The sequence below is a fragment of the Bradyrhizobium sp. USDA 3256 genome, assembly GCF_054058275.1.
Map to the genome: position 1 here is coordinate 8338359 of NZ_JBSSAE010000002.1, position 25445 is coordinate 8363803.

Consider the following 25445-nt stretch of genomic DNA (forward strand, 5'->3'; position numbering starts at 1 on the left):
CTCATCATGGCGAAATCAGCAGCGCATGTGCGCTGCAAAGCGGACAAGAGACTCATGAGCGACAAGGCCGTCATCACCTGCGCGCTGAACGGCGTGCTTACCGACCCGAAGCAGCACAACGTTCCGGTGACGCCGGAACAGATGGCGCGCGAGGCCAAGGCCGCGTTCAACGCCGGCGCCAGCATCATGCACATCCATCTGCGGCAGCAGGAGCCGAACAAGGGCCACCTGCCGTCATGGGATGTCAGCGTCAGCAAGGAGATCCAGCAGGCAATCCGCGAGGCCTGCCCGGGCGTGATCATCAACCACACCACCGGCACCTCGGGCCCGAACTACCGGGGTGCGCTCGATTGCGTGCGCGAGACCAGGCCCGAGATCGCCGCCTGCAATGCCGGCTCGCTGAATTATCTCAAGGTGAAGGCCGACAACACCTGGGCCTGGCCGCCGATGATGTTCGATAACGCCGTCGAGAAGGTGCAGGACTATCTCGACGTGATGAAGGTGGCCGGCACCATTCCCGAATTCGAGTGCTTCGATGTCGGCATCGTGCGTTGCGTCGGGATGTATCGGCAGACAGGGATGTATTCCGGGCCGCTTGAATACAATTTCGTCATGGGCGTTGCCTCGGGCATGCCGGCCGATCCGGAGCTGTTGCCGATCCTGTTGAAGCTGAAGGCACCGGACGCGCATTGGCAAGTCACCGCGATCGGCCGTGCCGAGATCTGGCCGCTGCATCAGCGCGCCGCCGACCTCGGCGGCCATCTGCGCAGCGGGCTCGAGGACACGTTCTATCTCGGCGACGGCACCAAGGTGACGTCGAACGGGCAGCTCGTCGAAGGCCTCGCCGCCTGCGCACGCCGCGCCGGCCGCGAGATCGCGAGCCCGGCGGAAGCGCGGCAGATTTTCGGGGTGAGGCACTAGGGCCACGCCAGCCGTCATTGCGAGCGCAGCGAAGCAATCCATCTTGCCGTTTGGAAAGTATGGATTGCTTCGTCGCATCAGCGCAAAATTGCTTTGCAATTTTGTCGCGAGCTCCTCGCAATGACGGTTGAGAGGAGAACCAAGCATGGACAATCTCGCAGCAACCGGCGGCGTCACCGGGCCGGGCCGCATCGGGCGGGTCGCGATCGGCGATCTCTTGAAGCGCGCCGCGCGGCGGTTTCCGGATCGTATCGCACTGACCGACGGCAGCAGGCAGGTCACCTTCACGGAGCTCGAGCGCGACGCCAATCGCTTCGCCAATCATCTCGCGCAGCGCGGGCTGAAGCCGGGCGAGAAGATCTCGACCATTTGCAACAACTCCGTCGAATTCGTCAAAGCGCTGTTCGGCATTCACCGCGCCGGGCTGGTCTGGGTGCCCATCAACACCATGCTCGGACCGGCTGATATGGACTACATCCTCGGCCATGCCGGGGTGCGTTTCGCCGTCATCGACGACGCCCTTCATGCCCAGGCCGACCGCCGCGCCGCGCTGGAAGCGCGCGGCATGGAGATGATCGCGATCGACCTGACCGGCAATGCCGGCAAGACCGGATTGCAGGAGTTCAACGGTCTGCTGGAGGGACAGTCCGATATTGAGCCTGACATCGAGATCAACGACCGCGACCTCGCGATGATCATCTATACGTCAGGCACCACCTCGCGGCCGAAGGGCGCGATGCATTGCCACCTCGCCGTGGTCATGGCCGTGATGAGCAACTGCATCGAGATGCAGCTCTCGCGCGATGACGGGATCACCGGGCAGTTTCCGCTGTTCCACTGCGCCGGCCACGTGCTGCTGCTCAGCTATCTCTCGGTCGGCGGTCGCATGGCGCTGATGCGCGGCTTCGATCCGGTTGCCTGCATGGAGGCGATCGTCCGCGATAAGCTCACCGTGTTTGTCGGCCTGTCCTTGATGTATCAGGCGATCCTCGATCATCCGCGCCGCCGCGACTACGACCTGTCGGGTCTGCGCTGCTGCATCTACACCATGGCGCCGATGGGCAAGCCGCTGCTCGAGCGCGCCATCGCCGATCTCTGTCCGAACTTCGTGCTGTCCAGCGGCCAGACCGAGATGTATCCGGCGACGACGATGTCCCGCCCGGAGGTGCAGCTCGACCGCTTCGGCAACTATTGGGGCGAATCGCTGATCGTCAACGAGACCGCGATCATGGACGACAATGGCAACCTGCTGCCGCGTGGCGAGATCGGCGAGCTGGTGCATCGCGGGCCCAATGTGATGATGGGCTACTACAAGGACCCCAAATCGACCGAGGAGGCGCGCAAGTTCGGCTGGCACCACACCGGCGATCTTGCCCTGATCGACGGCAATGGCGAGGTGCTGTTCCTCGACCGCAAGAAGGATATGATCAAGTCGGGCGGCGAGAACGTTGCCTCCGTCAAGATCGAGGAGACGTTGCTGGCGCACCCCGCCGTGCAGAACGCCGCCGTGGTCGGCCTGCCGCATCCGCAATGGGGCGAAGCGGTCTCCGCCTTCGTCAAGCTGAAACCCGGCGCGGTGGCCGACGAGGCCGGCATCGAGGCGCATTGCAGAAAGCACCTCGGCGGCTTCCAGGTGCCGAAGCTGGTGCGTATCCTCGATGAGATGCCGATGACCGCGACCGGCAAGCTGCGCAAGGTCGAGCTGCGGCAGCAGTATGGCGAGTATTTCACGGAGAAGCGCGCGTGATGTCTGCTTTTTCCCTGTCATTCCGGGGCGCGCGTAGCGCGAACCCGGAATCTCGCGCAACGACTTCTGGATTCCGGGTTCGATGCTCCGCATCGCCCCGGAATGACGGATAAGTTAGTCATGGCCATCATCGAGAACACGATTTCCACCGGCAGCGCCGCCTTCCAGGGCAATCGCGACGGCATGCTGGCGCTGATCGCCCGGATGCGGGCCCTGGAGGAGCGGACGCGCGCCGCCTCCGCCGCGGCAAAGGACCGCTTCCACAAGCGCGGCCAGCTGTTGCCGCGCGAGCGCGTCGCGCTGGTGCTCGATCCCGGCTCGTCGTTCCTCGAACTGTCGACGCTCGCCGGCTACATGTTCGACGTGGCGGATGCGGACAAGAGCGTGCCCGGCGGCGGACTGGTCGCCGGCATCGGCTTCGTCTCCGGCATCCGCTGCATGGTCAGCGCCAATGATGCCGGCATCGACGCGGGCGCATTGCAGCCTTACGGCCTCGACAAGACGCTGCGGGTGCAGGAGCTCGCGCTGGAGAACAAGCTGCCCTATGTGCAGCTGGTCGAGAGCGCCGGCGCCAACCTGCTGCGCTACCGCGTCGAGGACTTCGTCCGTGGCGGCAACATCTTCCGCAATCTTGCGCGGCTGTCGGCGGCGGGGCTTCCTGTCGTCACCGTCACCCACGGCTCCTCAACCGCGGGCGGCGCCTACCAGACCGGTCTCTCCGACTATATCGTGATGGTGCGCGGCCGCACCCGCGCCTTCCTTGCCGGGCCGCCTCTGCTCAAGGCCGCCACCGGCGAGATTGCGACTGAGGAAGAGCTCGGCGGCGCCGAGATGCACACCTCGATCTCGGGCCTTGGCGATTATCTCGCCGAGGACGACCGCGACGCACTGCGCATCGCGCGCGACATCATGACCAAGTTGCCTTGGGACCGGCCGACACCGGCGCCGGCCGCGTTCAAGCCGCCGCGCTATGACGCCGAGGAACTGCTCGGCATCATGCCGATGGACCACAAGCGTCCCGTCGACATGCGCCAGGCGATCGCGCGCTTCATCGACGATTCCGACTTCACCGAGTTCGGCGCCAATTACGGCCCGGCGACGGTATGCGGCCACGCGCGCATCGAGGGGCAGGCGATCGGCATCATCACCAACAACGGCCCGCTCGATGTGCCCGGCGCGAACAAGGCGACGCATTTCATTCAGGCCTGCTGCCAGTCGCGCACGCCGATCCTCTACATGAACAACACCACCGGCTACATGGTGGGCCGCGCCTATGAAGAGGCCGGCATGATCAAGCACGGCTCCAAGATGATCCAGGCGGTGACCTCGGCGACGGTGCCGCAGATCACGCTGTATTGCGGCGCCTCGTTCGGCGCCGGCAACTACGGCATGTGCGGCCGCGGCTTTCACCCGCGCTTCTGCTTCTCCTGGCCCAACGCCAAGACCGCCGTGATGGGCGGCGAGCAGGCCGCCGAAACCATGGCGATCGTGACTGAGGCTGCCGCCGCGCGGCGCGGCAAGCCGATCGAGAAGGAGAAGCTGGACGCGATGAAGGCGCAGATCACCGGCGTGTTCGACAGCCAGATGGACGTGTTCTCGACCAGCGCCCGCGTGCTCGACGACGGCGTGATCGATCCGCGCGATACGCGGACGGTGCTGTCAGAGGTGCTTTCGATCTGTCGCGAGGCCAAGGCCCGCAGCCCGCAGCGCATGCAGTTCTCGGTGGCGCGGCCATGAGCGGGGCAATCGTGAAGCGGACGCCGTTCTTCAAGATCCTGATCGCCAATCGCGGCGAGATCGCGCTGCGCATCATGCGATCGGCACGGCGGCTCGGCCATGGCGTCGTCGCCGTCTATTCGGACGCCGACCGCGACGCGCTGCATGTGCGTGAGGCCGATCAGGCGGTGCGGATCGGCGAGGCGCTGCCGGCACAATCCTATCTGAAGATCGACGCGATCATCGCCGCCGCCAAGGCGAGCGGTGCCGGCGCGGTGCATCCCGGCTATGGCTTCCTCGCCGAGAACGAGGATTTTGCGCAGGCTTGCCGCGATGCGGGTCTGGTGTTCATCGGTCCGTCGCCGGAAGCGATCCTTGCGATGGGCAACAAGGCCGGCGCCAAGGAGATCATGCGCGAGGCCGGTGTGCCTTGCGTGCCCGGCTATCAGGGCGCCGACCAGAGCGATGCCGTGATGCTGGCGGAAGCCAGGGCCATTGGTTTTCCGGTCATGATCAAGGCTGTCGCCGGCGGCGGCGGCCGCGGCATGCGGCTGGTCGAGGACGCGGCGGCATTTCCGGATGCGCTGCGCAGCGCGCGGTCGGAGGCGCAGGGTGCGTTCGGCGATCCCACCGTCATTTTGGAGCGCGCGATCGTCAATCCCCGCCACATCGAGATCCAGGTGTTCGGCGACCGCCATGGCAACGCCATCCATCTCGGCGAGCGCGATTGCTCGGTGCAGCGGCGGCACCAGAAGCTGGTCGAGGAGGCGCCGTCGCCGGCGGTGACGCCGGAGCTGCGCGTGCGGATGGGTGCGGTCGCGGTGCAGGCGGTCAAGGCGATCGGCTACGAGGGTGCGGGCACGCTGGAATTCCTGCTCGATCGCGCCGGCAATTTCTACTTTATGGAGATGAACACGCGGCTGCAGGTCGAGCATCCCGTCACCGAGGCGATCACCGGGCTCGATCTGGTCGAATTGCAGCTGCGCGTCGCCAGCGGCGCGCCGCTCGGCTTGACCCAGGAGGACGTCACGCTCTCTGGCCATGCCATCGAGGTCCGACTCTGCTCGGAGGATGCCGCGCACGATTTCATGCCGCAATCCGGCCGGATGGCGCGGTGGCAGATGCCCGACGGCATCCGCGTCGAGCACGCGCTGCAGTCCGGCTCGGAGATTCCGCCGTTCTACGATTCGATGATCGCCAAGGTCATCAGCCATGGCACGACCCGCGATGAGGCGCGCGGCAAGCTGATCTGCGCCCTGGAGGACGTCACGGCCTTCGGCGTCACCACCAACCAGGGCTTCCTGATCGACTGCCTGCGTCATCCGGTCTTTGCCAGGGGCGAGGCGACCACCGCCTTCATCGGCGACAACCGCGATGCGCTGCTGGCGCCGCGGCCGGATCGCGGCAGCGACCTCGCGCTTGCGGCGCTGCTGCTCTACGTCACCAATCCGCACGCCCCGCCATGGCAGCGTGGCCGATCGCTGGCCGCGACGTTCCCGCTCGGCTTGCGGATTGATCTCGGTCACGGCGTGCAGGAGATCGAGATCGTCCGCGAGCGCGACGGCAGTTACATCGCGGCTCGTAATGGCGACCGGTTCTGCTTCGCGATCGACGAGCTTAGTCAAGATAGCATCCGCTTCCACCACGCTGGGGTGATGGAGCATGCCCAATTCCTGCGCGATGGCGACCGGCTCCATATCCTGCATCGCGGCGTCACGTTGTCGGTCCGCGATCTCACGCTGGCGCCGCCGGAGAGTGCGTCAGCTGCCGGAGGCGACGGCAAGGTCCGCGCCGCCATGAACGGCCGGGTCGTCGCGGTGCTGGTGAAGCCGGGCGACAAGGTCGCGGCCGGCCAGCCGGTGATGACCCTGGAAGCGATGAAGATGGAGCACGTCCACACCGCCGGCGTCGCGGGCACGGTGTCGTCGATCGATGTCGCCGAGGGCGAGCAGGTGATCACGGGAAAGATCGTGGTGGAGATCGAGGCCGCCGCATAACCGCTGTCGTCCCGGCGCAGGCCGGGACCCATAACCACCGAAGCTGATCGTTGGAGCGCGCTGGGCCACAGCGCGGCGCAACAGCGAACATTTGTGGTTATGGGTCTCTGCTTTCGCAGGGACGACGGGAAGGTTATTCCTCGCGCCCCGTCCCGTCATTCAGCCAGCACGCGACCTGATGCACCGGGCCGGCCGCCTGCAGCGCCGGGCGTTCGATCTTGCAGCGATCCATTGCGTAACGGCAGCGGGTGTGGAAGGCGCAGCCTGAAGGTGGATTGATCGGGCTCGGGACATCGCCGTCGATCAGGGGGGCGGTGCGTTTCGCCTTCGGGTCGGCGATCGGCACCGAGGCGAGCAGTGCCTGGGTGTAGGGATGGCGCGGATTGGCGAACAGCTCGTGCTTGTCGGCGATCTCGACGATGCGGCCAAGATACATCACGGCGACACGGTGGCTGATATGGGCGACCACCGCGAGATCGTGCGCGATGAACAGGTAGGAGAAGTTCTGCTTGCGCTGCAGGTCGATCAGCAGATTGATCACCTGCGCCTGGATCGAGACGTCGAGCGCGGAGACCGGCTCGTCGCAGACGATCAGCCGCGGCCCGAGCGACAGCGCACGCGCGATGCAGATGCGCTGGCGCTGGCCGCCGGAGAACTGGTGCGGGAAATTCTTCATCTGGTCGGGCCGGAGGCCGACCTGCTGGAACAGTTCCGCGACGCGCTCCTGCTTCTTCGCGCCGGTCGCGAGGCCATGCACAATGAGGGGCTCGCCGACGATGTCACCGGCCGTCATGCGCGGATTGAGCGAGGCGAACGGATCCTGGAACACGATCTGCATCGAGCGCCGGTACGGTCGCAGCGCGGTCTTGCTGAGCGACGCGATGTCCTCGCCATCCAGCTTGATGGCGCCGCTGGTCGGCTCGACCAGCCGCAGCACGGTGCGCGCCACCGTCGACTTGCCGCAGCCGGATTCCCCGACCAGCCCGAGCGTCTCGCCGGCGCCAAGCGCGAAGCTGACGCCGTCGACCGCATGCACGGTGCCGACCTGCCGGCGCAGCACACCGCCGCGCACCGCGTAGTGCTTGACGAGGTCGGTCACCTCGAGGAGCGGGCGCTGCTCGGTCATGACGCCTCCGCTATCTCGCCGGCGCGCCAGCACGCCGCCCAGTGATTGCTCTTGGTCTCGTCGAGCGGCGGATATTCCTGACGGCAGCGGTCGACTGCGAGCTTGCAGCGCGGTGCGAAGGCGCAGCCGGGCGGCAGCTTGGTCAGCGACGGCACCATGCCGGGGATTTCGACCAGCCGGACGTCCTCTCTCGCGTCGGGCGAGGGCACCGCCGGGATCGAGGCCATCAGCCCGCGGGTGTAGGGATGCAGCGGCGTCTCGAACAAGGATTCAACCGTCGCCTCCTCGACCTTCTTGCCGGCATACATCACGATCACGCGCTGCGCGGTCTGCGCGACGACGCCGAGGTCGTGGGTGATCAGGATCAGCCCGGTGCCGAGCCGCTGCTGCAGATCGACGATCAGCGCCAGGATCTGCGCCTGGATGGTGACGTCGAGCGCCGTGGTCGGCTCGTCCGCGATCAGGAGCGCCGGCCGGCACGCCAGCGCCATCGCAATCATGGCGCGCTGGCGCATGCCGCCGGACAGCTGATGCGGATATTCCTGCGCGCGGCGCTCCGGCTCCGGAATGCGCACCAGCCGCAGCATGTCGACGGCCTGCTTCCAGGCCTCCTTGCTGCTCACCTTCTGGTGCAGCCGCACCGCCTCGATGATCTGGTCGCCGATCCGCATCACCGGATTGAGCGAGGTCATCGGCTCCTGGAAGATCATCGAGATGCGGTTGCCCCTGATGTCACGCATCGCGGCATCGTCGAGCTTCAACAAATCGGTGCCCTCGAGCGTCACCGAGCCGCCGACGATGCGGCCGGGCGGATCGGGCACCAGCCGCATGATCGACAGCGCGCTGACGCTCTTGCCGCAGCCGGATTCGCCGACGATCGCCAGCGTTTCGCCGCGGCGGACCGAGAACGAGACATCGTCGACCGCGCGGAACAGGCCGGAGTTGGTGAAGAACACCGTTTGCAGGTTCTTCACGTCGAGAACCGTATCGAGCGTCTTCGCCTCGCTCATCAGCCGCGCTGCCTCGGATCGAGAATGTCGCGCAACGCGTCGCCGAACAGATTGGTGCCGAACACCGCGAGGCTGATCGCAATGCCGGGGAAGATCACCAGCCATGGCGCGGTGCGGACATATTCGGCGGCGGATTCGGACAGCATGCGACCCCAGGACGGATAAGGCTCGGGGATGCCGAGGCCAAGGAACGACAGCGACGCTTCGGTCAGGATGGTCGAGCCGAGCTGCGCGGTGGCGAGCACGATCAGCGGCGCGATGGTGTTGGGCAGCACGTGGCGCAGTGCAATCCGCATCTCGCTCATGCCGATCGATTTGGCGGCCTCGACGAACGGCTGCTCGCGCAGCGCCAGCGTGTTGGCGCGGATCACGCGCGCGACCGTCGGGATCAGGGGAATTGCGATCGCCAGGATCACGTTCGGCAGGGAGGGACCGAGCGCCGCGGTCATGACGAGTGCAAGCACCAAGAGTGGCAGCGATTGCAGGATGTCGGTCACCCGCTGGAACACGAGATCGACCCAGCCGGAGAGATAGCCGGAGGCGAGGCCCACGATCACGCCGAGCGTGGCGCCGAGCGTCGTCGAGCCGATGCCGACCGCAAGCGAGATCCGCGCACCATGGATGATGCGGCTCCAGACGTCGCGGCCGAAGGAGTCGGTGCCGAACCAGTGCAGTGCGGACGGCGCAGCCAGCCGGTGGGCGGAATCGACGCTGAGCGGATCGTAGCGGCTGATGACGTTCGCGAAGATCGCGGTCAGCACGAACAGCAGCATGATGACGAGGCCGACCGTGCCGAGCACGTGGCGCTGCGCGAGGAACGCAAACCGTCCCCAGCCACCGGTGGCGTTGGCCCCGGCACGTCGCAATTCGCTGTCGAAGTTGATTGTTGCCAAGCGCTCAGTCTCCAAACCGGATACGCGGGTCGATTGCCGCATAGAGCATGTCGACGATGAAGTTCACCACCACCACGACGACGGCGATGAACATCACGAGGTTCTGCACGATCGGGTAGTCACGCCAGCGCAGCGCCTCGACCAGGAAGCGGGCGATGCCGGGGATGTTGAACACGGTCTCGGTGACGATAAGCCCGCCGATCAGGAACGCGGCCTCGATGCCGATCACGGTGATGACCGGCAGCACCGCGTTCTTCAGTGCGTGGTGATAGTTCACGGAGGCCTCGGAGGCGCCCTTCGCACGCGCGGTGCGGATATAGTCCTGGCGCAGGATCTCCAGCATCGAGGAACGGGTGATGCGCATGGTGAGTGCCGCGCTGCGGAAGCCGACCGCCATCGCCGGCACGGCATAGATGGTCAGCGCCTCGAGCCAGGTTTTCGGGTTCGGATTGAAGATCGGCATGGTGCCGAACAGCGAGACCGAGGCCATCAAGATCAGGAGGCCGAGCCAGAAAGACGGCAGCGACAGGCCGCTGAGGCTGACGACGCGCAGCGCATAATCGAGCCTTGAGCCCTGGTGGACGGCGCTGATGACACCGAGCGGAATGCCGATCGAGGCGGAGAACAATAGCGCCAGTCCGGCAAGCCGCGCCGTGATCGGAATCCGCGGCAGGATTTCCTCCAGCGCCGGCTTTTCCGAGACGTAGGAATAGCCGAGGTCGCCGTGCAGCAGGCCGCCGATCCAGTGCAGATACTGGATTACGATCGGCTGGCTGAGGCCAAGCTCGCGCTCGAGATTGGCCTTGTCGGCGGGGTCGACGAAGCCCGCGGCGTCGAACAGGATGTCGACGATGTTGCCGGGAACGACGCGCAGCAGCACGAAGATGATGACCGAGATCCCGAACAGGGTCACCAGCATCAGGAACAGCCGCCGCACGATATAGGCAAACACCCTGGCTTTTCTCCCTGATCCCGTCCGTATCCAGACCTACTTGTCCAGCCAGACGTCTTCGTAACGATAGCCGTTATAGGAGCTGTTGGACATGATCGTGACATTCTTCACGTAAGGCTGCCAGCAGGTGCCGGTGCGGGCATGGAAGATGATCGGCCGCGCGACGTCTTCCTGCAGCTTCTTGTCGATCTCCCAGACCAGCTTCTTGCGCTTGTCGACGTTGGTCTCTTCCGACTGCTGGTCGAACAGCTTCTCGATCTCCTTGTTGCAATAGTTGGTGTAGTTCCGCTCCGAGCCGCAGGCATAGTTCTCGTAAAAGGACTGGTCGGGCTCGTCGACGGCATTGCCTGTGAGGTTGAGGCCGAGCGAATAGTCCTTGCGGGCGATCTTCGGGAACCATTGCGCGGTGTCGACGACGTCGAGCTCGGCGTCGATGTAGATGCTCTTGATCTGGTCGATCAGGATGATCGCGGGATCGCGATAGACGGCGATGTTGCGGGTCGAGACCTTGATCTGCAGGTGCTTGTCCGGGCCATAACCCGCCTTCTGCATCAGCTTGCGGGCTTGCTCGCGGTTCTTCTCGATGTCGGGACCGTAGCCGGGGATCTGCTCCAGCATGTCCTTCGGCATCGCCCACAGCCCGTCAGGCGCCGGCTCCATGGTACCGCCGATGTCGCCCTGGCCCTCGAACATGATCTGGATGAACGCCTTGCGGTCGAGCGCCAACGCCAGGGCGCGGCGGATGTCGAGATTGTCGAAGGGCGGCGCGGTCGAATTGATGATGATGTTGGTGGAGACGTTGTTCGGTTCCACCACGCAGGCCGCATTGGGCGCCTGCGACTTGACGTCCTTGAGCAGCGGGATCGAGACCTCGGTCGGGAACGTCATGTCGAACTTGCCGGAGACGAAGCCGAGGATCGCGGTCGAGCGGTTCGGGATGATGGTGAACTCGATACCGTCAAGATAAGGCAGGCCTTTCTTGAAGTAATCCGGGTTCTTGGTGAGCTTGATCGATTCGTTGGCCTTGAACTCGACGAACTTGAACGGGCCGGTGCCGACCGGCTTGGTGCGCATCTCGGCCGGCGACACATGGCAGGGATAGACCGGCGAATAGCCCGAGGCGAGCAGCGACAGCAGCGCCGGCTGCGGCCGCTTCAGCTTGAACGACGCCTCATAGTCGCCGTTGGTCGTGACCTCCTCGACCTGCTCGTACCAGGACTTGCGCGGATTCTGCCGGAACTTCTGCTGCGACTTGCCCATCAGCATGTCGAAGGTGCATTTGACGTCGGCGGCGGTGAACGGCTTGCCGTCGTGCCATTTCACGTCCTTGCGCAGCTTGAAGGTCAGCGTCTTGTTGTCGCCGCTCCAGGCCCAGCTTTCCGCAAGCTCGGGCCGGATCGTGCTGGCGCTGTTCTGGGCGATGTGCTGGTCGAAGATGACGAGGTTGTTGAAGATCGGCATGAACGGAACGTTCAGCGAATAGGTTGCGCCCTCGTGGATCGAGGCGCTGCCGGGGCTGTCGCGGTGATAGATCCTGAAGATGCCGCCCGGTTTCGGCTCGGCTGCGCGTGAAACGTCGCTGATGATCAGCACAGACAACACCGCGACGGCCAGCGCTTGCACGCTCCGCATGGTCCCCTCCCACATTTCGGTCTCAATGGCCGATTGGCATCGACGATACCACGGTGAGGCTGTCGGGCAACCAGCGAGGATCGCGTGGGGATTGGCAATTCGGATGACGCCAGGGCATTAAAATTTCCACGGATCGGGAATAATGGCTGTGCTGGCAGGGAACCTGGGTTGTTTTGCTATGCAGCGGTGAAACTCCGTTTGATTCGGTTGCCGACGCCGATGCGGGCGGGTGAAGCGGGCTGCAATCAGCGACAGTATGTCGCCGACGTGTCGCACAATTTCTTCTTCCGTCATCCTGAGGTACGAGCGGAGCGAGCCTCGAAGGATGACGGTGAAGCGGCATCACCATTCACCTCACTCCGCCGCCTGCGGCGAGGGCAGGTGCATGTTGGCGACGCCATCGGCCGCGGTCGCCGAGATCGTGGTGCGAATCATCAGGCGGCCCTCATGCGCCGGCCAGGGGCGGCCGCGATGCATGGTGGCGCGGTTGTCCCACATCACGACGTCGCCCTGCTTCCATTGATGCAGATAGCTGACGCCGGGCGCGGTCGCGGCTTCGGTCAATTGCTCGATCAGCGCCTTGCCGGCCTCGGCATCCATGCCCTCGACGCCATAGGCGTGGGAGGCGAGATACAGCGCGCCACGGCCGTTGACGGGATTGCGCCAGACCATGCGCCAGCACACCGGCGGCAGCGCGTCGACCTCTTCAGTCGTTGCGAGGCCGGTCGCCACCTTGCTGCGCGAATGCGCGTAGGAGTGCCAGGCGAACGAGTTCTCCAGCCGTTTTGCCGTGTCCTTGTCGAGCCGCTCGAAGGCAAGCCGCATCGAGACGAATTCGGTCTCGCCGCCATGTTCGGGAATGATGCGGGCGGACAGGATCGAGGTCAGCGCCGGCACGCGCTTGAAGGAGGAATCGGTGTGCCAGAGCTGGTTGGCCCTGGCGCGCAGCTGCTGCCGGTGATCGGATGGAACCACCTTGCCGTCAGGCCCGAAGGTCGAGAGGATCACGAAATGCGAGCCGGTGCCCATCGAGCCCACCTTGGTCACCTCGGGCGGGCCGAAGCGGCGCGAGAAGGCGAGCTGGATGTCGTCGCTGACGTCCTGGCCGCGGAACACCAGCACCGAATGTTCCTCGAACGCCGCGCGCACCGCCGCATAGGCGGCATCGCTGGCGGCAACGTCCGACAGCGTGACGCCGCGCAGCTCGGCACCGAAGCCAGGTTTCAGCGGGATCACTTCCATCGCAAGTCCTCCCTTTTCTTTGTCGTTGCCGCAAGCCTAGGACAGTGGCGCGACAGCGGCAAATTCGTCATGCGCGGAGCTGATCCGCATATCCGTCACACGATCCGCGAGGTCTTGTTGCCCCAATAGCGGTCACGCAGCAGGCGCTTGTAGAGCTTGCCGGTCGGCAGCCGCGGCAGCTCGGCCTCGAAATCCACCGAGCGCGGCACCTTCTGGCGCGACAGCGAGTCGGCGCAGAACGCGATCAGTTCCTCGGCGAGCTCCGGCCCCGGCGCGATGCCGTCGACCGGCTGCACCACCGCCTTCACTTCCTCGCCGAGGTCGACATTGGGTACGCCGAACACCGCGGCGTCGGCGACCTTGGGGTGAGTGATCAAGAGATTCTCGCATTCCTGCGGATAGATGTTCACGCCGCCGGAGATGATCATGAAGGTGGCGCGATCGGTGAGATAGAGGAAGTTGTCGTCGTCGACGTAGCCGACGTCGCCGACCGTGCTCATGCTGCCGTCGGCCGAGCGCGCCTCGCTGGTCTTGGCGGGGTCGTTGAAATATTCGAATGGCGTCGCGGTCTTGAACCACACGGTGCCCGGCGTTCCCTTGGGGCAGGGCTGCATGTTCTCGTCGAGGATGTGCAAATCGCCGAGCAGGACCCTGCCGACGGTGCCGCGATGCGCGAGCCACTCCTCGCTGTTGCAGGCGGTGAAGCCGAGGCCCTCGGTCGCGCCGTAATATTCGTGGATGATGGGACCCCACCATTTGATCATGTCGTCCTTGACCAGCGCCGGGCAGGGCGCGGCGGCATGGATCGCGATCTCGAGGGTCGACAGATCGTAGCGGGCGCGAACCTCCTCGGGCAGCTTCAGCAGACGCGAGAACATGGTCGGCACCAGCTGGCTGTGGGTGATGCCCCATTCTTCGACCAGCTGCAGATAGCGCTCCGGGTCGAAGCTCTCCATGATGACGACCGTGCCGCCCATCCGGATGGTGAGATTGACCGCGGCCTGCGGCGCCGAGTGGTAGAGCGGCGCCGGCGAGAGGTAGACCATGCCCTCGCGGTAGTGCCAGAGCTTGGTCAGGAAATCGAACAGCGGCAGGTTCTGCGACGGTGGTTGCTCCGGCAGCGGCCGCACGATGCCCTTGGGCCGGCCGGTCGTGCCGGAGGAATACAGCATCGCGGTGCCGGCAAATTCGTCCGCGATCGGCGTTGCCGGCAGGCCTGCAGTCGCCTCTCGCAGCCCGACAATGCGATCGCTCTCGCTTTCGCCGTCGACCACGATGCAGAGCTCGACCTGCGGACACTCCTTCAGCGCCTCGCGCGCGATGTCGAGCTTCAGCTTCGAGGTGATCAGGACTCGCGACTGGCTGTTGGTCAGGATGTAGGCGAGCTCGCCCGCGGTGAGGTAGGAGTTGACGCAGGTGAAGTAGAGCCCGGCGCGCTCGCCGGCGCTGCAGGCCTCAAGGTAGCGATTGTTGTTCTCCATGAAGATCGAATAATGGTCGAGCCGCCGCAGCCCCTGCTTGCGGAACAGATGCGCGAGCCGGTTGGAGCGCGCCTCGAGTTCACGATAGGTAACGGTCTCGCCGGTCCCGGCCATGATGAAGGCGGGTTGCAGCGGGCGCAGGTAGGCATGCTTGCCGGTGTACATCGAACTCCAGATCCCCCTTGATCGTGCTTGTTCTCGTTTGACGCGTTTTTTCACGCGAACCGGTACCGCTTCGCTCGAAAAACGCTCTATGCAGCCATCTCCAGAATCTCGCGAACCTGGGATGGATTGTCGATCTTGCGCGGATTGCGCGGCACCCAGGGCGTTCGCATCGCTTGCTTTGCGATGCGGTCGAAATGCTCGGGGCCGACGTGGACCTCCTGCAGGCTGCGCGGCATGCCGAGGTCGCGGATGAAGCGGTCGAGCACGTCGCCGGCGTCCGCGCCCGCATGTCCCATTGCGGCCGCGACCAGCGCCTGCCCGTCGGCATTGTCGCGCTTGTTCCAGCGCATCACCGCGGGCAGCATCACGCACGAGGTATAGCCGTGCGGCACGTCGAACTCGGCGCCGAGCACGTAGCCGATGCCGTGGCTCGCGCCCATCGGTACGCCCGAGGCGAGCGGGCCGGTGGAGAGCCAGGTGCCGATCTGGCAATCCATTCGCGCCGAAATATCCTTCGGGTCGGCTTTCACCCGCGGCAGGCCGGCTGCCAGCATCTCCAGCCCCTTCAGCGCCTGCGCGTCGCCGTAGGGATGCGCCTCGCGCGAGCAGATGCCTTCGACGCAATGGTCGACGGCGCGGATGCCGGTCGACAGGAACAGCCATTCCGGCGTGTGCACCGACAGTTCCGGATCGAGGATGGTGGCGCGCGGCATCACCAGCGGATGGCGCAGCATCTCCTTTTGCCGCTTGGCCTCGTTGGTGACGCCGGCGATGGAGGAGAACTCGCCGCCGGCGATGGTGGTCGGCACGCTGATCTGGCGCACGGTCGGTGGATTCATCGCGGGCGAGACGCCGCCATGGGTGCGGATCGTTTCGATGCCGTCAGCCGTCGTGACGTTGTTGGCGAGGCAAAGCTGCACCGCCTTGGCGCCGTCGGTGATCGAGCCGCCGCCGATCGTGACGATCAAATCCGCTTTCGCGCCGCGCGCCTGCTCTGCCGCCGCGATGACCGCGGCGCGCGGCGTATGCGCCGGCATCTTGTCGAAGGTGCCGACGCAGCGCCGCCCAAGCGCCGCGCGAACCTTTTCGATCTCGTCGGTCTCGCGGTTCAGCGTGCCCGACACCATCAGAAAGGCGCGCTCGGCGCCAATCCGGTCCAACTGCTCGACGATGGCCTCACGCGCGGGCCGCCCGAACACGACCTCGTCCATGGCGCCGAATACGACACGGCCTTGATGCAAGCGCCTGTCCTCCCTCAACACGGTCCGCCTTGCCGGCGGTCCTTTGCGGCGAGGTTAGCGGAGGAAATCGGGGCCGTCATCAGGGGTCTGGGTCGGTTGCGGGTATGGTCGTGCTGCCTATTCCGCCGTCGTCCCTGCGAAAGCAGGGACCCATATGCCGCGGCGTTCGTTGTTGAAGGAACTCGTCATTTCAGCCTCGCTCACTAATGACCACTCGTGGTTATGGGTCCCTGCTTTCGCAGGGACGACAGCGAATTTGTGGCGCGGCTTGTGAGCCATGCGTCAGCATCCTCGCGGCGCGATGCGTCCGAGTCTTGCGTTTACTTGCCTCCTATCGAAGCAGAGGGCGCAAGCAAAGCCGGTTGGCGATCTCGCGCTGCGCTGCCCGTCAGGTCCTTTTTGTCGCGCGAGGCGGCACGCGGCGTGCTACAGCTTCGGGACCAACAGGGGCAGCGCATGACGTCCACCGTCGATCTGGCGAAACTGCATATTGATGACTTCAGGCCGCATCAGGATGCGGAGTTCGAGATGCAGGCGGAGAGGGATCGCGTCGTGCCGCTGAATCTCACCAAGATCGAGCCCGCGGGCAACAGCGGCCGGCCGGGCGGCGCGTTCTCGCTGCTGTTCACGGCGCCGAAGGGCGCGTGGCTGCCGCAGGCGATCTATCCGGTGCGGCATCCGGCATTGGGCGTGATCGAGATGTTCCTGGTGCCGATCGGTCCGGTCGCGCACGGCAATGGTTATCAGGCGATCTTCACCTGACGCTCTGCCGCCCGCCAGCGCATCAGGTCGTAGACGCCCTTGTCTTCCTCGGTGATGAAGCCGAGCCGCCGGTAGAGCCGCATCGCCGGGTTGAGCTTCTCGACGTGGATCGAGACGTCCTTGCCGGCGGCCTCCGCCTCGTCGATCGCGTCGCGCAGCAACGCTTCGCCGTAGCCCCTGCCACGATGCTCCGGCAGGAAGGCGATGTCGATGATGCGGTGCTGGCTCGGCCAGCGTTCGAGATAGAACCGGCCGACGTCTTCGCCCTGGCGCGCGATCACCAGCCAATCGGCGTTCGGATAGTGCTGCTGGTAGTGCGCGTGCTGGGCGCGGAATTGCTGCTCGAGAAAGGCGGCCTTGTCGGCCTCGCTCCACGGCACCGGCGCAAGTTCTTCGGCGCGCGTCGAGGCATAGAGGCGGCTGAGGAACGGCAGGTCCGCCTCCGACAGGCGGCGAAAGCCGCAACCGGCTTCGGCCGCGCGCGCCCAGCCGAAGGCGGGCGTGATGGTGCCTGGCGCGTCGAGAGCCAAAACGAGCTCAGCCTCGCGCCGGGAAGACGCCCTGCAGTGCGATGCAGAAGTTCAGCGTGAGGTAAGGCTGCATGTTGTTGTGCGGAAGGTTGCCGCCCGTCATGCCGATCATGGTGGCGTTCATCTGCGTCAGTGTCGGCGCCGGGCTCCCGGGCACGTAGGCGAACGCGTTGGCCGATTTGCCGAGGATGCGGGTCGGGCTCGGGACTTGAACGTCGGCCGTGTCCTGCGTACCGACGTTCACGGGGTGGTTGTGCTGCGGTATTTGGTTTTGCAGCAGCGTCACATTGGGAGAGCCGGTGGTCTCCCCGAGGTCATACAGCGACAGCCCCGGGCCCTGTCCGGGCGCGAGCGGCGCGTTGCCCTGCATGTTGGGAAGCGCGAAATTCGTCGTGCCGTTGCCGCCATAGGTGACGCCGAGCAGCGAGAACAGCGCCGTGTTCTGCGAGATCGGCAGGATCTGGCCGCTGCAGAAGGCCCAGCCCTTGGGAGCGAAGTTGAACGGAAAGATGCGGATTTCGGCGACGAAGGGGTCGGCCATGGTGTCGCACTCCTAGCCCTGGCTCGGAAAAATGCCGTACAGCGAAATGATGAAGGTGATGCAAAGGAGCGGCTGCAAATTGCTGTGCGGCAGGTTTCCGCCAGTATTCGTCAGCATTCCGCTTGCCATGGGCCCGTCGGGCGGCTGGCCGTCGATGTACATCGCGATGGTGCCGGTCGTCTGATCGAGAATATTTCCCTGCGGGTTCGACCCGGTGCCGGTCTGCTTCGCGGCGATGAAGGCGTGCGAATGCTGCGGGATCGTCTGCGTCGTGAGTGTTACGTTTTCGACGCCGCCGGTCTGCCCCATGACATAGGTCGTGCCGCTGCCGGCGGTGCCCGCGTGGATTGGCAAGCGGCCGCGCAGATCGGGGACCGCGAAGGTGGATTGGCCGTCGCCGCCATAGGTGGTGCCGATCAGGGTGAACAGCGCGTCGTACTGGGAGATCGCCAACAGGCTGCCGTCACAGAAATTCCATCCAACCGGGGCAAAGCTGCCGCCGAACATACGGATTTCGCCCACAAAAGATTCTGACATCGGCGCTTCTCGTCAATTCTGCGAGGGGAAAATGCCCTGGAGGGCAATGCTGAAATTGATCGTCAGGAACGGCTGCATGTTCTGATGGGCCTGGCTGCCGCCGGCATTGCCCACGGTCAATGGATTGAGCGGGGTGATGTCGGTCGTCGACGTGCTGTAACCGTTGTTGAAGGCACCGAGATAGGCCCCCGAATCGAGCGGCTGGCTACCGTTGCTGTTGGTGGCGTTGGCCAAATGATTGTGCTGCGCCATCTCATTGATCGTGAGCGTGTGGCTCTCCTCGCCGCCGCGTTGGCCGAGCGTATAGCCGGGGCCCATACTGATCGGCACCCGGCCTCGAAGGTCGGGCAGGCCAAAAGTGACGCGCCCGTCCCCGCCATAGGTCGTACCCAGCAACGAGAACAGTGCCTGGTTCTGAGCGATCGGAAGCAACTGGCCGTTGCAAAATGCCCAGCCCTTCGGCGGAAAGTTGAACGACATCATGCGGACTTCGGAAAGAAACGGATCGGCCATCGGTCCTCCGCGAATACGTCGTACGATTTGTGAAAAATTCGAAGCAATGATGCTGCGTGCGCAACGTCTGCACGATAGCGTGTTTTACGGCTAGTGCAACCTCAACGATTGTCGGGTTTCCGCGATTTTTTCAATTCCGCGGCGGCGCGAGCCATTCGCAGTTCGCGACGAGACGGTATCGCCGCTGACGGGACCGTTGTCACGAATCGGACATGTCCAAGCGGACATCATGAGGCGATTGAAGTTTGCCGGGTCGACGGAAGCGTGGATCCCATCCATCTGGGGCAACGCCTGCCGCAATGGTTCGGCAGGCGTTGTGTAGTCGATACGATGCCCGGTCAGACGATCAGGTCATGGTGCAACTGGGCGTGGTTGTCGGTCGGCGTGCCGCCCATGGCGGCGAACATCGCCTCATGGCCGACCCACCATGGGGTGCCGGCATTGGCATGCCCGCTGAACAGATCGGACCAGGTCTGGGTGTTCGCGGCCAGGTCCGCGTGGCTCGTGCTGGCCTGCGACGGCGTCTGGGTGAACGACGAGAAGTCGAAGCCGTCGCGGTTCAGAGTCGAGGATGTGTTGCTCTGCATCGGCATCGCCTTCGCCGATCCCACGTTGGCCTGCGTGACATCCGCGGCGGTTGGGAGCCGCCGCTCGCCGTCGGCCAGACTGATATACATCAGGTCATTGACGTCGGATGACGACGTCAGGTCGGGGAGGCCGAGCACGTGTCCCAGTTCATGGACCACGGCGGTCAATAGATCGAGATGACCGGCTGCGGCCGTCGACGAATCGGTCTGCAGGTCGGAGCCGGAAGCATTGAGCGTGTGGGTGAACTCAAAATTGTCAAACGGTGTCGAATCGACAAACCAGCCATGGCCCGCGGCGTCGGCATCGATCGTGATGTGGCCGGCGCTTTCCAGGCCGACGACCTGGCCGGCGAGATCAGCGACGCTGAAGGTGACGGCATGCAGCGCCGCCAGTTGATCCGCGTCCACGCCAGCCTTCGCCCATTGGGTAATGGCCGCCGAGACGACCGAGTCGAGCTGGCTTTGCGTCAGGTGGGTTTCACCCGGGGTCGCGACGGCGGCCTGCACGCCGCCATCCGCGGCGAGCAGCGGCGATGAGCCGAACCCGTTTGTGCTGCCCGCCGTGACGCTGATCGTCGGCGCCGTGGTGACCGTGTTGTGCGCCAGGACGTAGGCTGAAATCGCGGCGGTATCGGTCGAGCCGCCGCCGTAGGACGTGCCGTCGCCCGCGTGCAGGCCGACGGTGGTATCGAAGCGATCGCGCAGCCGAATATCGGTGCCGCCATTCGCGCCCGAACCAAGGAACTGATTTTCCTGGGCTCCGGTGCCGCCCAGCGTCAGCGAGACGCTCTGCGCGTCACGTGTGGGCGTGCCGACCGTGCCAGCGTTCAGCTCGAAGCCATGATTGCCGAACGCGCCCGGATTGGACGCCGTGTTGCCCATGACGATCGCGGTCAGCAGTGCGTTGCCACCGTCCACGGCGTCGCCGGTCTGCAGATAGATACCGTCGTCGTTGTACTGGTACAGATGGTTGTTGGTGATTGTCACGCTGGAATTGGCGCCGCCCATGGTGACGAAGCCGATGTCGCTGCCCTGGGCGGAGCCGCTGTTGGCGACGCCCGCGACGCCGATCGTGTTGGAATCGATCGTTCCGTTAAACGAGCTTGCTCCCGATCCAGTGCTGATGCCGAGCGCGGTGCCGAGGGCATCGCGCATCGTGTTGTTGGCGATGTTGAAGGTCAGGTTGGCGTGGTCGCCGGTCCCGCCGGAGCTGATGGTGATGCCGCCGCCGCCCGAGACGATGTTCTGGTTGTTGTTCGAGAAGCTGTTGCCATTCAGCACGAGGTCCGAGCTGACGCCGCCGTGCAGGTCGAGCTGGAACAGGTCGCCGCGTGCCGACGTAAATGTCGAATTCTGAACGGTCGCGTTGAATGTTCCGTCGGTGGCCTGGAACACCAGCGCATCGCCCGAGCTGTTTCCGGCTGCCGAATTGGTCGCAAAGGTCGAACCGGTGATGGTGATGCGGTTGAGTGTCTGACCACTGTTATTGAAGACGTGGAACGCATCGAGCGCCGCGCCCGTGAAGGTGGAGTTCGTCACCGTCGCCGATCCGGACAGGCCGGTGAAGTAGACGTCGCCTTCGCCGATACCGCCGACATTGTCGCCGTTGGTGCCGGTCACCGTGGTGTTGCCGAGCGTAAAGCCAGTGACGTTGGTGCCGACGATGCCGTAGTTCTGGAAGTCGTGCATCGCCAGGTAGGAGAGCTGAACGTCCTTGGTGTTGTTCAGATAGACGCCGGTGCCCTGCGTGGTGCTGCCGTCGGCGCCGGTCTTGTTGGCGATGGTGCCGCCGCTGCCGGCCGTCGAGCCGTCGCCGGTGATGTGCAGGCCGCCATTGCCGGCGGCCGTGCCGGTATTCGACAGGATGATGCCGTTGTTTGCCCCGCCGCTCGAGGTGATGCTCTTGAGGATGAGGTTGGACGAGCCGATCTGGGTATTCTCGACATCGAGCGCGGTGCCGGTGCCTGACGTGATGGAGTTGTTGGTGCCGGTCAGCGTGATGGTGCCGCCATGCGTGAAGCTCATGCCGGTGCCACTGGCAGTCTTGACCGTGATGTCGGACATCGTGACGGTGCCGACATTGAAGCCGTCGTCGCTGATGCCCATGCCGGTCGAGGCCGAGGTGTCGATGCTGACGCCGTTGATGCTGTGGCCGGACGTGCCGAGCAGGTCGATGCCGTTGTCGGCGCCGGTCACCTTGATGACCGGATCGGTCCCGGTCGCGGTGTTCGCGGTCACCACGGCGCCGGTCACCGGATTGGTGAACGTCAGGGAGTGACTGCCGCCGACCAGGTTGACGCCATTGGCGAGGTTGATGCCGTTGGCCTCGGTATAGGTGCCGGACCTCAGCACGACATAGTCGCCCGAGCCCGCCGGATTCGCCGCGTTGTAGGCGGCGATCGAGGTGTATGGATCGGCCGCGGTGCCGAGATTGGCGCTGTTGGCCAGCGCCGTGGGCGAGTTGTCGATGTAGAACACCTGTGGGACGACGCCGACGTGGAAGGTCTGGGCGCCCGACGTGAGCGGCCCGCCGGTGCCGGTATTGCCGTTGTCGTTGATGTTCAGCGTGACGGTGTCCGAGCCGGTGAAGCCGTCGTCGCTGTTGTAGGTCAGCGTCGCGAGCGCGGTGTTGACCTGCGCGACGGTACCGGTCAGCGTCACCGTGTGGCTGCTGTTGTTGGTGAAGCTGGCGAGCCCGGCGGTATTGAAGGTCAGGTTGGCATGGCTTGAGGCAATCGTCGCCGTGACGTTGCCGCTCGCGGCATCGATGTCGGCGACCGAAAGCCCTGAAATCGCGAGATTGGTGTGCGAAAACGCCGTGCCGATCGAATTGTCCGCCGGCACCGACGCGGTGGGTCCATCGTCCACCGCGGTGACGCTTCCCGTCGTCGATCCTGTCCCGGTGTTATTGCCGCCATTGGCGGTGCCGCCGTCGTCGTGCACGGTCAGGCTGTAGGACCGCGCGGTAGTGTCGGGGTTTTCGCTGGTGTTGTTGAACTGGATCAGGTCCAGCGCCGCATTGTAGTGCGCAACCGTGTCGGTGCCGGTGAAGCTGATCGTTTCGGTGCCCGCGGTGCTGGTGATCTCGAAGTGGATGCCGCCGATATCGCCGCTGTTGCCGGCGTGGCCCGCGATCGACAACGCATCCGACGGCTTCAGATTGTTCAGCACGAAGGTCGCATCGGTCAGGTTGTTGCCTTCGGCGTCCGTGATCGTCAGGTTCGGCGTGATCGTGACCGGCGTCGAGTTCGCTGCCGGCGTGCCGTTCGGCGGCTCGGAGAAGCCGGTGATGGCACCGAAGCTCACGACCGGCGCATCGTTGACCGGGGTGACATGGATGGTCGAGGTCGAGGTGTTGCTATTCGCCGAGCCGTCATTGACCGTGAAGCTGACGGTGCGATCCGCGCCGGACGGATTGTCGCTCGAGTTGAAATAGGTGATGGAATCGAGCGCGGTTTTGTAGTTGGCGACGCTGGAGTTGCCGGTCAGCGTCAGCACGCCGGTCGCGGAATTGTACGAGCCGGTGATGCCGTTCTGGTTGACGAAGCCGAGCACGTCCTGGCCGGCGGCGAAGCCGCCGGTGATCTGCACCGTCGCGCCGGTCAGGTTGGCGCTGTCGACGTCGGTCACGTTGACCGACGCATCGATCACGGTCGCGGCCTGGTTTTCGGTGTAGTTCAGCGTGCCGCCGGCGGTCGTGACCGGCGGATCGTTGACCGGCGTGACGTTGATGGTGCCGGTGACCGGCGTTGAGTTCGCCGTGCCGTCGTTGGCGATGATCGTGACGGTGCGTGCCAGGCCCGACGGATTGTCGCTGGTGTTCTGATAAGTCACCGAGGCGAGCGCCGCCTGATAATCGGCGACACTGGCGGTGCCTGTCAGCGTCAGCATGCCGGTTCCCGCATTGAACGAGCCGGTGATGCCGTTCTGGGACGTGAAGGCGAGCACGTCCTGACCGTTCGCGTAGTTACCGGTGATCTGCACGGTCGCGCCGGTCAGCGTAGTGTTGTCGACGTCGGACACGGTGATCGCCGGGTCGAACGCGGTCGCGGCCTGGTTCTCGGTGTAATTGAGGGTATGACCGGCGGTGACGACGGGCGGGTCGTTGACCGGGGTGACGTTGATGGTGTCGGTGACCGGCGAGCTGTCGAGCGTGCCGTCATTGGTCGTGATGGTGACGGTGCGCGCCAGGGCGGACGGATTGTCGCTGGTGTTGATGTAAGTCACCGACGCCAGCGCGGCCTGGTAGTTCGCGACGCTGGAGGAGCCGGTCAGCGTCAGCGTTCCGGTTGCGGCATTGAACGAGCCGGTGATGCCGTTCTGGTTGGTAAAGCCGAGGACATCCTGGCCGCTGGCATAGTTGCCGGTGATCTGCACCGTCGCGGACACCAGATTGGCGTCGTCGCCGTCGGTGACGGTGATCGCCGAATCGATCACGGTCGCGGCCTGGTTCTCGATGTAGTTCAGCGTGTGGCCGGCGGTGACGACCGGCGCCTGGTCGACCACGACGGCGATGGTGAAGGTCTGCTGGCTGTGCAGCGTGCCGTCGCTCGCATCGACCGTGACGTCATAGGACGGGTCGGCAATGTTGATCTTGCTGGGATCGGCGACCGTGATCTTGCCGGTGGTCGCATCGATGGTGAAGCCGCCGCCGGAGGTGTCGCCGACCAGCGAATAGGTCACGGCGGGGCCGTTGACGTCGGTCGAGGATGCCGTGACGCTGGTTCCCGCGCCGACCGGTGCGTTGACCGCAACGCGGTTGACGCCGGCGTCGGCATCGACCGGCGTCGACGGCGCGACGTCGGTGACGGCGATGGTGAAGGTCTGCGAGCTCGTGAGCAAACCGTCGCTGGCCTGCGCGGTGACGGTGTAGGCGTGCCCGGCCGGGCTTTCGTAATCGATCTTGGAGCTGTCCGCGACGGGTGATGACACCCGTCGTCGCGTTGATGGTGAAGCCGCCGCCGGAGGTGTCGCCGATCAGCGACCAGGTCACGGCCGGGCCGTTGACGTCGGTTGCCGACGCGGTGATGCCGACGGTCGAGCCGTTGGCCGCGCCTTCGGCGATCGAGTTGGTGCCGGCGTCGGCATCGGCCGGGGTCGACGGTGCGGCGTCGTTGACGGCGATGGTGAAGCTCTGCGAGCTCGCCAGCGTGCCGTCGCTGGCCTGCGCGGTCACCGTGTAGGAATGGGTCGGGCCGCTGCTCTCATAATCGATCTTGGTGGGGTCGGCGACGGTGATGACGCCGGTCGTCGGGTCGATGGTGAAGCCGCCGCCGGAGGTGTCGCCGATCAGCGACCAGGTCACGGCCGGGCCGTTGATGTCGGTCGCATGCGCGGTGATGCCGACCGCAGTGCCGGCGGCCGCGGCTTCGACAACGCTGTTGGCGGTGGCATCGCTGTCGACCGGGGTCGATGGCGCAAGGTCGGTGACGGCGATCGCGAAGCCCTGCGTGCTGGTCTGGGTGCCGTCGCTGGCCGCGACGGTGATAGTGTAGCTGTGGCTCGGGCCGCTGCTCTCGTAGTCGATCTGGCTGGGATCGGCGACCGTGACGACGCCGGTTGCGGCGTTGATGGTGAAGCCGTGCGCATCGCCGACCAGCGAATAGGTCACGGCCGGGCCGTTGATATCGGTCGCTGCCGCGACGATGCCCACGGTGGTGCCGGCAGCGGCGCCTTCAACTACACTATTGGCGCCGACGTCGCTGTCGACCGGGGTCGACGGCGCGACGTCAGTGACGGCGATCGTAAAGGTTTGCGAGCTCGCCGTTGTGCCGTCGCTGGCTTGCGCGGTCACCGTGTAGGAATGGGTCGGACCGCTGCTCTCGTAATCGAGCTTGGTGCTATCCGCGACG

18 protein-coding genes are annotated in these 25445 nt (G+C 65.1%); 5 read left to right on the forward strand and 13 right to left on the reverse strand.

Annotated features, from left to right (window positions below; translation table 11 throughout):
• Nucleotides 1–54 precede the first annotated feature (54 nt).
• From ACVWY5_RS41195 to ACVWY5_RS41210, 4 genes are all read left to right on the forward strand, one after another.
• Nucleotides 55–921: a BKACE family enzyme gene (locus ACVWY5_RS41195; RefSeq protein ID WP_028335287.1), complete on the forward strand. Its 867-nt coding sequence runs from the start codon at nucleotides 55–57 to the stop codon at nucleotides 919–921.
• Nucleotides 922–1066: 145 nt separating this feature from the next.
• Nucleotides 1067–2668, forward strand: a complete 1602-nt coding sequence (locus tag ACVWY5_RS41200; protein ID WP_028335288.1) for an AMP-binding protein — start codon at nucleotides 1067–1069, stop codon at nucleotides 2666–2668.
• A 120-nt stretch (nucleotides 2669–2788) separates the two neighbouring features.
• A complete protein-coding gene (locus ACVWY5_RS41205) occupies nucleotides 2789–4405 on the forward strand; it encodes an acyl-CoA carboxylase subunit beta (RefSeq protein ID WP_028335289.1) in 1617 nt (538 codons plus the stop codon).
• Nucleotides 4402–6381, forward strand: a complete 1980-nt coding sequence (locus ACVWY5_RS41210) for an acetyl/propionyl/methylcrotonyl-CoA carboxylase subunit alpha (RefSeq protein ID WP_028335290.1) — start codon at nucleotides 4402–4404, stop codon at nucleotides 6379–6381. The genes ACVWY5_RS41205 and ACVWY5_RS41210 overlap by 4 nt, the downstream gene beginning before the upstream one ends.
• 133 nt (nucleotides 6382–6514) lie before the next feature.
• On the opposite strand, the gene ACVWY5_RS41215 is transcribed toward ACVWY5_RS41210, so the two are convergent.
• The 8 genes from ACVWY5_RS41215 to ACVWY5_RS41250 all read right to left on the reverse strand — a co-directional run bounded on the left by ACVWY5_RS41215 (nucleotide 6515) and on the right by ACVWY5_RS41250 (nucleotide 16123).
• Nucleotides 6515–7507 (reverse strand): ABC transporter ATP-binding protein, encoded by a 993-nt coding sequence (locus ACVWY5_RS41215; RefSeq protein WP_028335291.1) that lies wholly within the window; start codon nucleotides 7505–7507, stop codon nucleotides 6515–6517.
• Nucleotides 7504–8517 carry an ABC transporter ATP-binding protein gene (locus ACVWY5_RS41220; protein WP_028335292.1) on the reverse strand — a complete coding sequence of 338 codons (1014 nt, stop codon included), beginning with the start codon at nucleotides 8515–8517 and terminating at the stop codon, nucleotides 7504–7506. Before ACVWY5_RS41220 ends, ACVWY5_RS41215 begins: the two co-directional genes overlap by 4 nt.
• Complete coding sequence (locus ACVWY5_RS41225) at nucleotides 8517–9410, reverse strand: ABC transporter permease (protein WP_016848340.1); 894 nt, start codon at nucleotides 9408–9410, stop codon at nucleotides 8517–8519. Before ACVWY5_RS41225 ends, ACVWY5_RS41220 begins: the two co-directional genes overlap by 1 nt.
• Before the next feature lie 4 nt (nucleotides 9411–9414).
• The gene (locus ACVWY5_RS41230; RefSeq protein ID WP_028335293.1) at nucleotides 9415–10362 is read right to left on the reverse strand and encodes an ABC transporter permease; all 948 of its coding nucleotides are present in this window, start codon (nucleotides 10360–10362) and stop codon (nucleotides 9415–9417) included.
• A 36-nt stretch (nucleotides 10363–10398) separates the two neighbouring features.
• Nucleotides 10399–11994: an ABC transporter substrate-binding protein gene (locus ACVWY5_RS41235; RefSeq protein WP_028335294.1), complete on the reverse strand. Its 1596-nt coding sequence runs from the start codon at nucleotides 11992–11994 to the stop codon at nucleotides 10399–10401.
• 354 nt (nucleotides 11995–12348) lie between these two features.
• Nucleotides 12349–13236: a TauD/TfdA dioxygenase family protein gene (locus tag ACVWY5_RS41240; protein WP_028335295.1), complete on the reverse strand. Its 888-nt coding sequence runs from the start codon at nucleotides 13234–13236 to the stop codon at nucleotides 12349–12351.
• A gap of 95 nt (nucleotides 13237–13331) precedes the next feature.
• Entirely contained in the window at nucleotides 13332–14882 is a 1551-nt protein-coding gene (locus ACVWY5_RS41245; RefSeq protein ID WP_028335296.1) for an AMP-binding protein, read from the reverse strand.
• Between the two features lie 86 nt (nucleotides 14883–14968).
• The gene (locus ACVWY5_RS41250) at nucleotides 14969–16123 is read right to left on the reverse strand and encodes an iron-containing alcohol dehydrogenase (protein ID WP_028335297.1); all 1155 of its coding nucleotides are present in this window, start codon (nucleotides 16121–16123) and stop codon (nucleotides 14969–14971) included.
• Nucleotides 16124–16579: 456 nt separating this feature from the next.
• Here ACVWY5_RS41250 and ACVWY5_RS41255 point away from each other — a divergent pair, with 456 nt between their 5' ends.
• On the forward strand, nucleotides 16580–16885 hold the full coding sequence (locus tag ACVWY5_RS41255; protein ID WP_038377636.1) for a DUF6916 family protein: 306 nt from the start codon (nucleotides 16580–16582) through the stop codon (nucleotides 16883–16885).
• On the opposite strand, the gene ACVWY5_RS41260 is transcribed toward ACVWY5_RS41255, so the two are convergent.
• From ACVWY5_RS41260 to ACVWY5_RS41280, 5 genes are all read right to left on the reverse strand, one after another.
• Nucleotides 16867–17415 (reverse strand): GNAT family N-acetyltransferase, encoded by a 549-nt coding sequence (locus ACVWY5_RS41260; RefSeq protein ID WP_244482146.1) that lies wholly within the window; start codon nucleotides 17413–17415, stop codon nucleotides 16867–16869. The genes ACVWY5_RS41255 and ACVWY5_RS41260 overlap by 19 nt on opposite strands.
• A gap of 7 nt (nucleotides 17416–17422) precedes the next feature.
• Entirely contained in the window at nucleotides 17423–17956 is a 534-nt protein-coding gene (locus ACVWY5_RS41265; protein WP_028335300.1) for a phage tail protein, read from the reverse strand.
• Between the two features lie 12 nt (nucleotides 17957–17968).
• Nucleotides 17969–18463: a phage tail protein gene (locus tag ACVWY5_RS41270; RefSeq protein WP_244978510.1), complete on the reverse strand. Its 495-nt coding sequence runs from the start codon at nucleotides 18461–18463 to the stop codon at nucleotides 17969–17971.
• Nucleotides 18464–18505: 42 nt separating this feature from the next.
• The gene (locus ACVWY5_RS41275) at nucleotides 18506–19006 is read right to left on the reverse strand and encodes a phage tail protein (protein ID WP_028335302.1); all 501 of its coding nucleotides are present in this window, start codon (nucleotides 19004–19006) and stop codon (nucleotides 18506–18508) included.
• Between the two features lie 338 nt (nucleotides 19007–19344).
• Nucleotides 19345–24525 (reverse strand): beta strand repeat-containing protein, encoded by a 5181-nt coding sequence (locus ACVWY5_RS41280; protein WP_456671763.1) that lies wholly within the window; start codon nucleotides 24523–24525, stop codon nucleotides 19345–19347.
• Nucleotides 24526–25445 lie beyond the last annotated feature (920 nt).

What these genes read in the sequence shown, in the direction of transcription:
- ACVWY5_RS41195 (WP_028335287.1), top strand. Translation starts at nt 55, where the DNA reads ATGAGCGACAAGGCCGTCATCACCTGCGCGCTGAACGGCGTGCTTACC.
- ACVWY5_RS41200 (WP_028335288.1), top strand. Translation starts at nt 1,067, where the DNA reads ATGGACAATCTCGCAGCAACCGGCGGCGTCACCGGGCCGGGCCGCATC.
- ACVWY5_RS41205 (WP_028335289.1), top strand. Translation starts at nt 2,789, where the DNA reads ATGGCCATCATCGAGAACACGATTTCCACCGGCAGCGCCGCCTTCCAG.
- ACVWY5_RS41210 (WP_028335290.1), top strand. Translation starts at nt 4,402, where the DNA reads ATGAGCGGGGCAATCGTGAAGCGGACGCCGTTCTTCAAGATCCTGATC.
- ACVWY5_RS41215 (WP_028335291.1), bottom strand. Translation starts at nt 7,507, where the DNA reads ATGACCGAGCAGCGCCCGCTCCTCGAGGTGACCGACCTCGTCAAGCAC.
- ACVWY5_RS41220 (WP_028335292.1), bottom strand. Translation starts at nt 8,517, where the DNA reads ATGAGCGAGGCGAAGACGCTCGATACGGTTCTCGACGTGAAGAACCTG.
- ACVWY5_RS41235 (WP_028335294.1), bottom strand. Translation starts at nt 11,994, where the DNA reads ATGCGGAGCGTGCAAGCGCTGGCCGTCGCGGTGTTGTCTGTGCTGATC.
- ACVWY5_RS41240 (WP_028335295.1), bottom strand. Translation starts at nt 13,236, where the DNA reads ATGGAAGTGATCCCGCTGAAACCTGGCTTCGGTGCCGAGCTGCGCGGC.
- ACVWY5_RS41245 (WP_028335296.1), bottom strand. Translation starts at nt 14,882, where the DNA reads ATGTACACCGGCAAGCATGCCTACCTGCGCCCGCTGCAACCCGCCTTC.
- ACVWY5_RS41255 (WP_038377636.1), top strand. Translation starts at nt 16,580, where the DNA reads ATGACGTCCACCGTCGATCTGGCGAAACTGCATATTGATGACTTCAGG.
- ACVWY5_RS41265 (WP_028335300.1), bottom strand. Translation starts at nt 17,956, where the DNA reads ATGGCCGACCCCTTCGTCGCCGAAATCCGCATCTTTCCGTTCAACTTC.
- ACVWY5_RS41270 (WP_244978510.1), bottom strand. Translation starts at nt 18,463, where the DNA reads ATGTTCGGCGGCAGCTTTGCCCCGGTTGGATGGAATTTCTGTGACGGC.
- ACVWY5_RS41275 (WP_028335302.1), bottom strand. Translation starts at nt 19,006, where the DNA reads ATGGCCGATCCGTTTCTTTCCGAAGTCCGCATGATGTCGTTCAACTTT.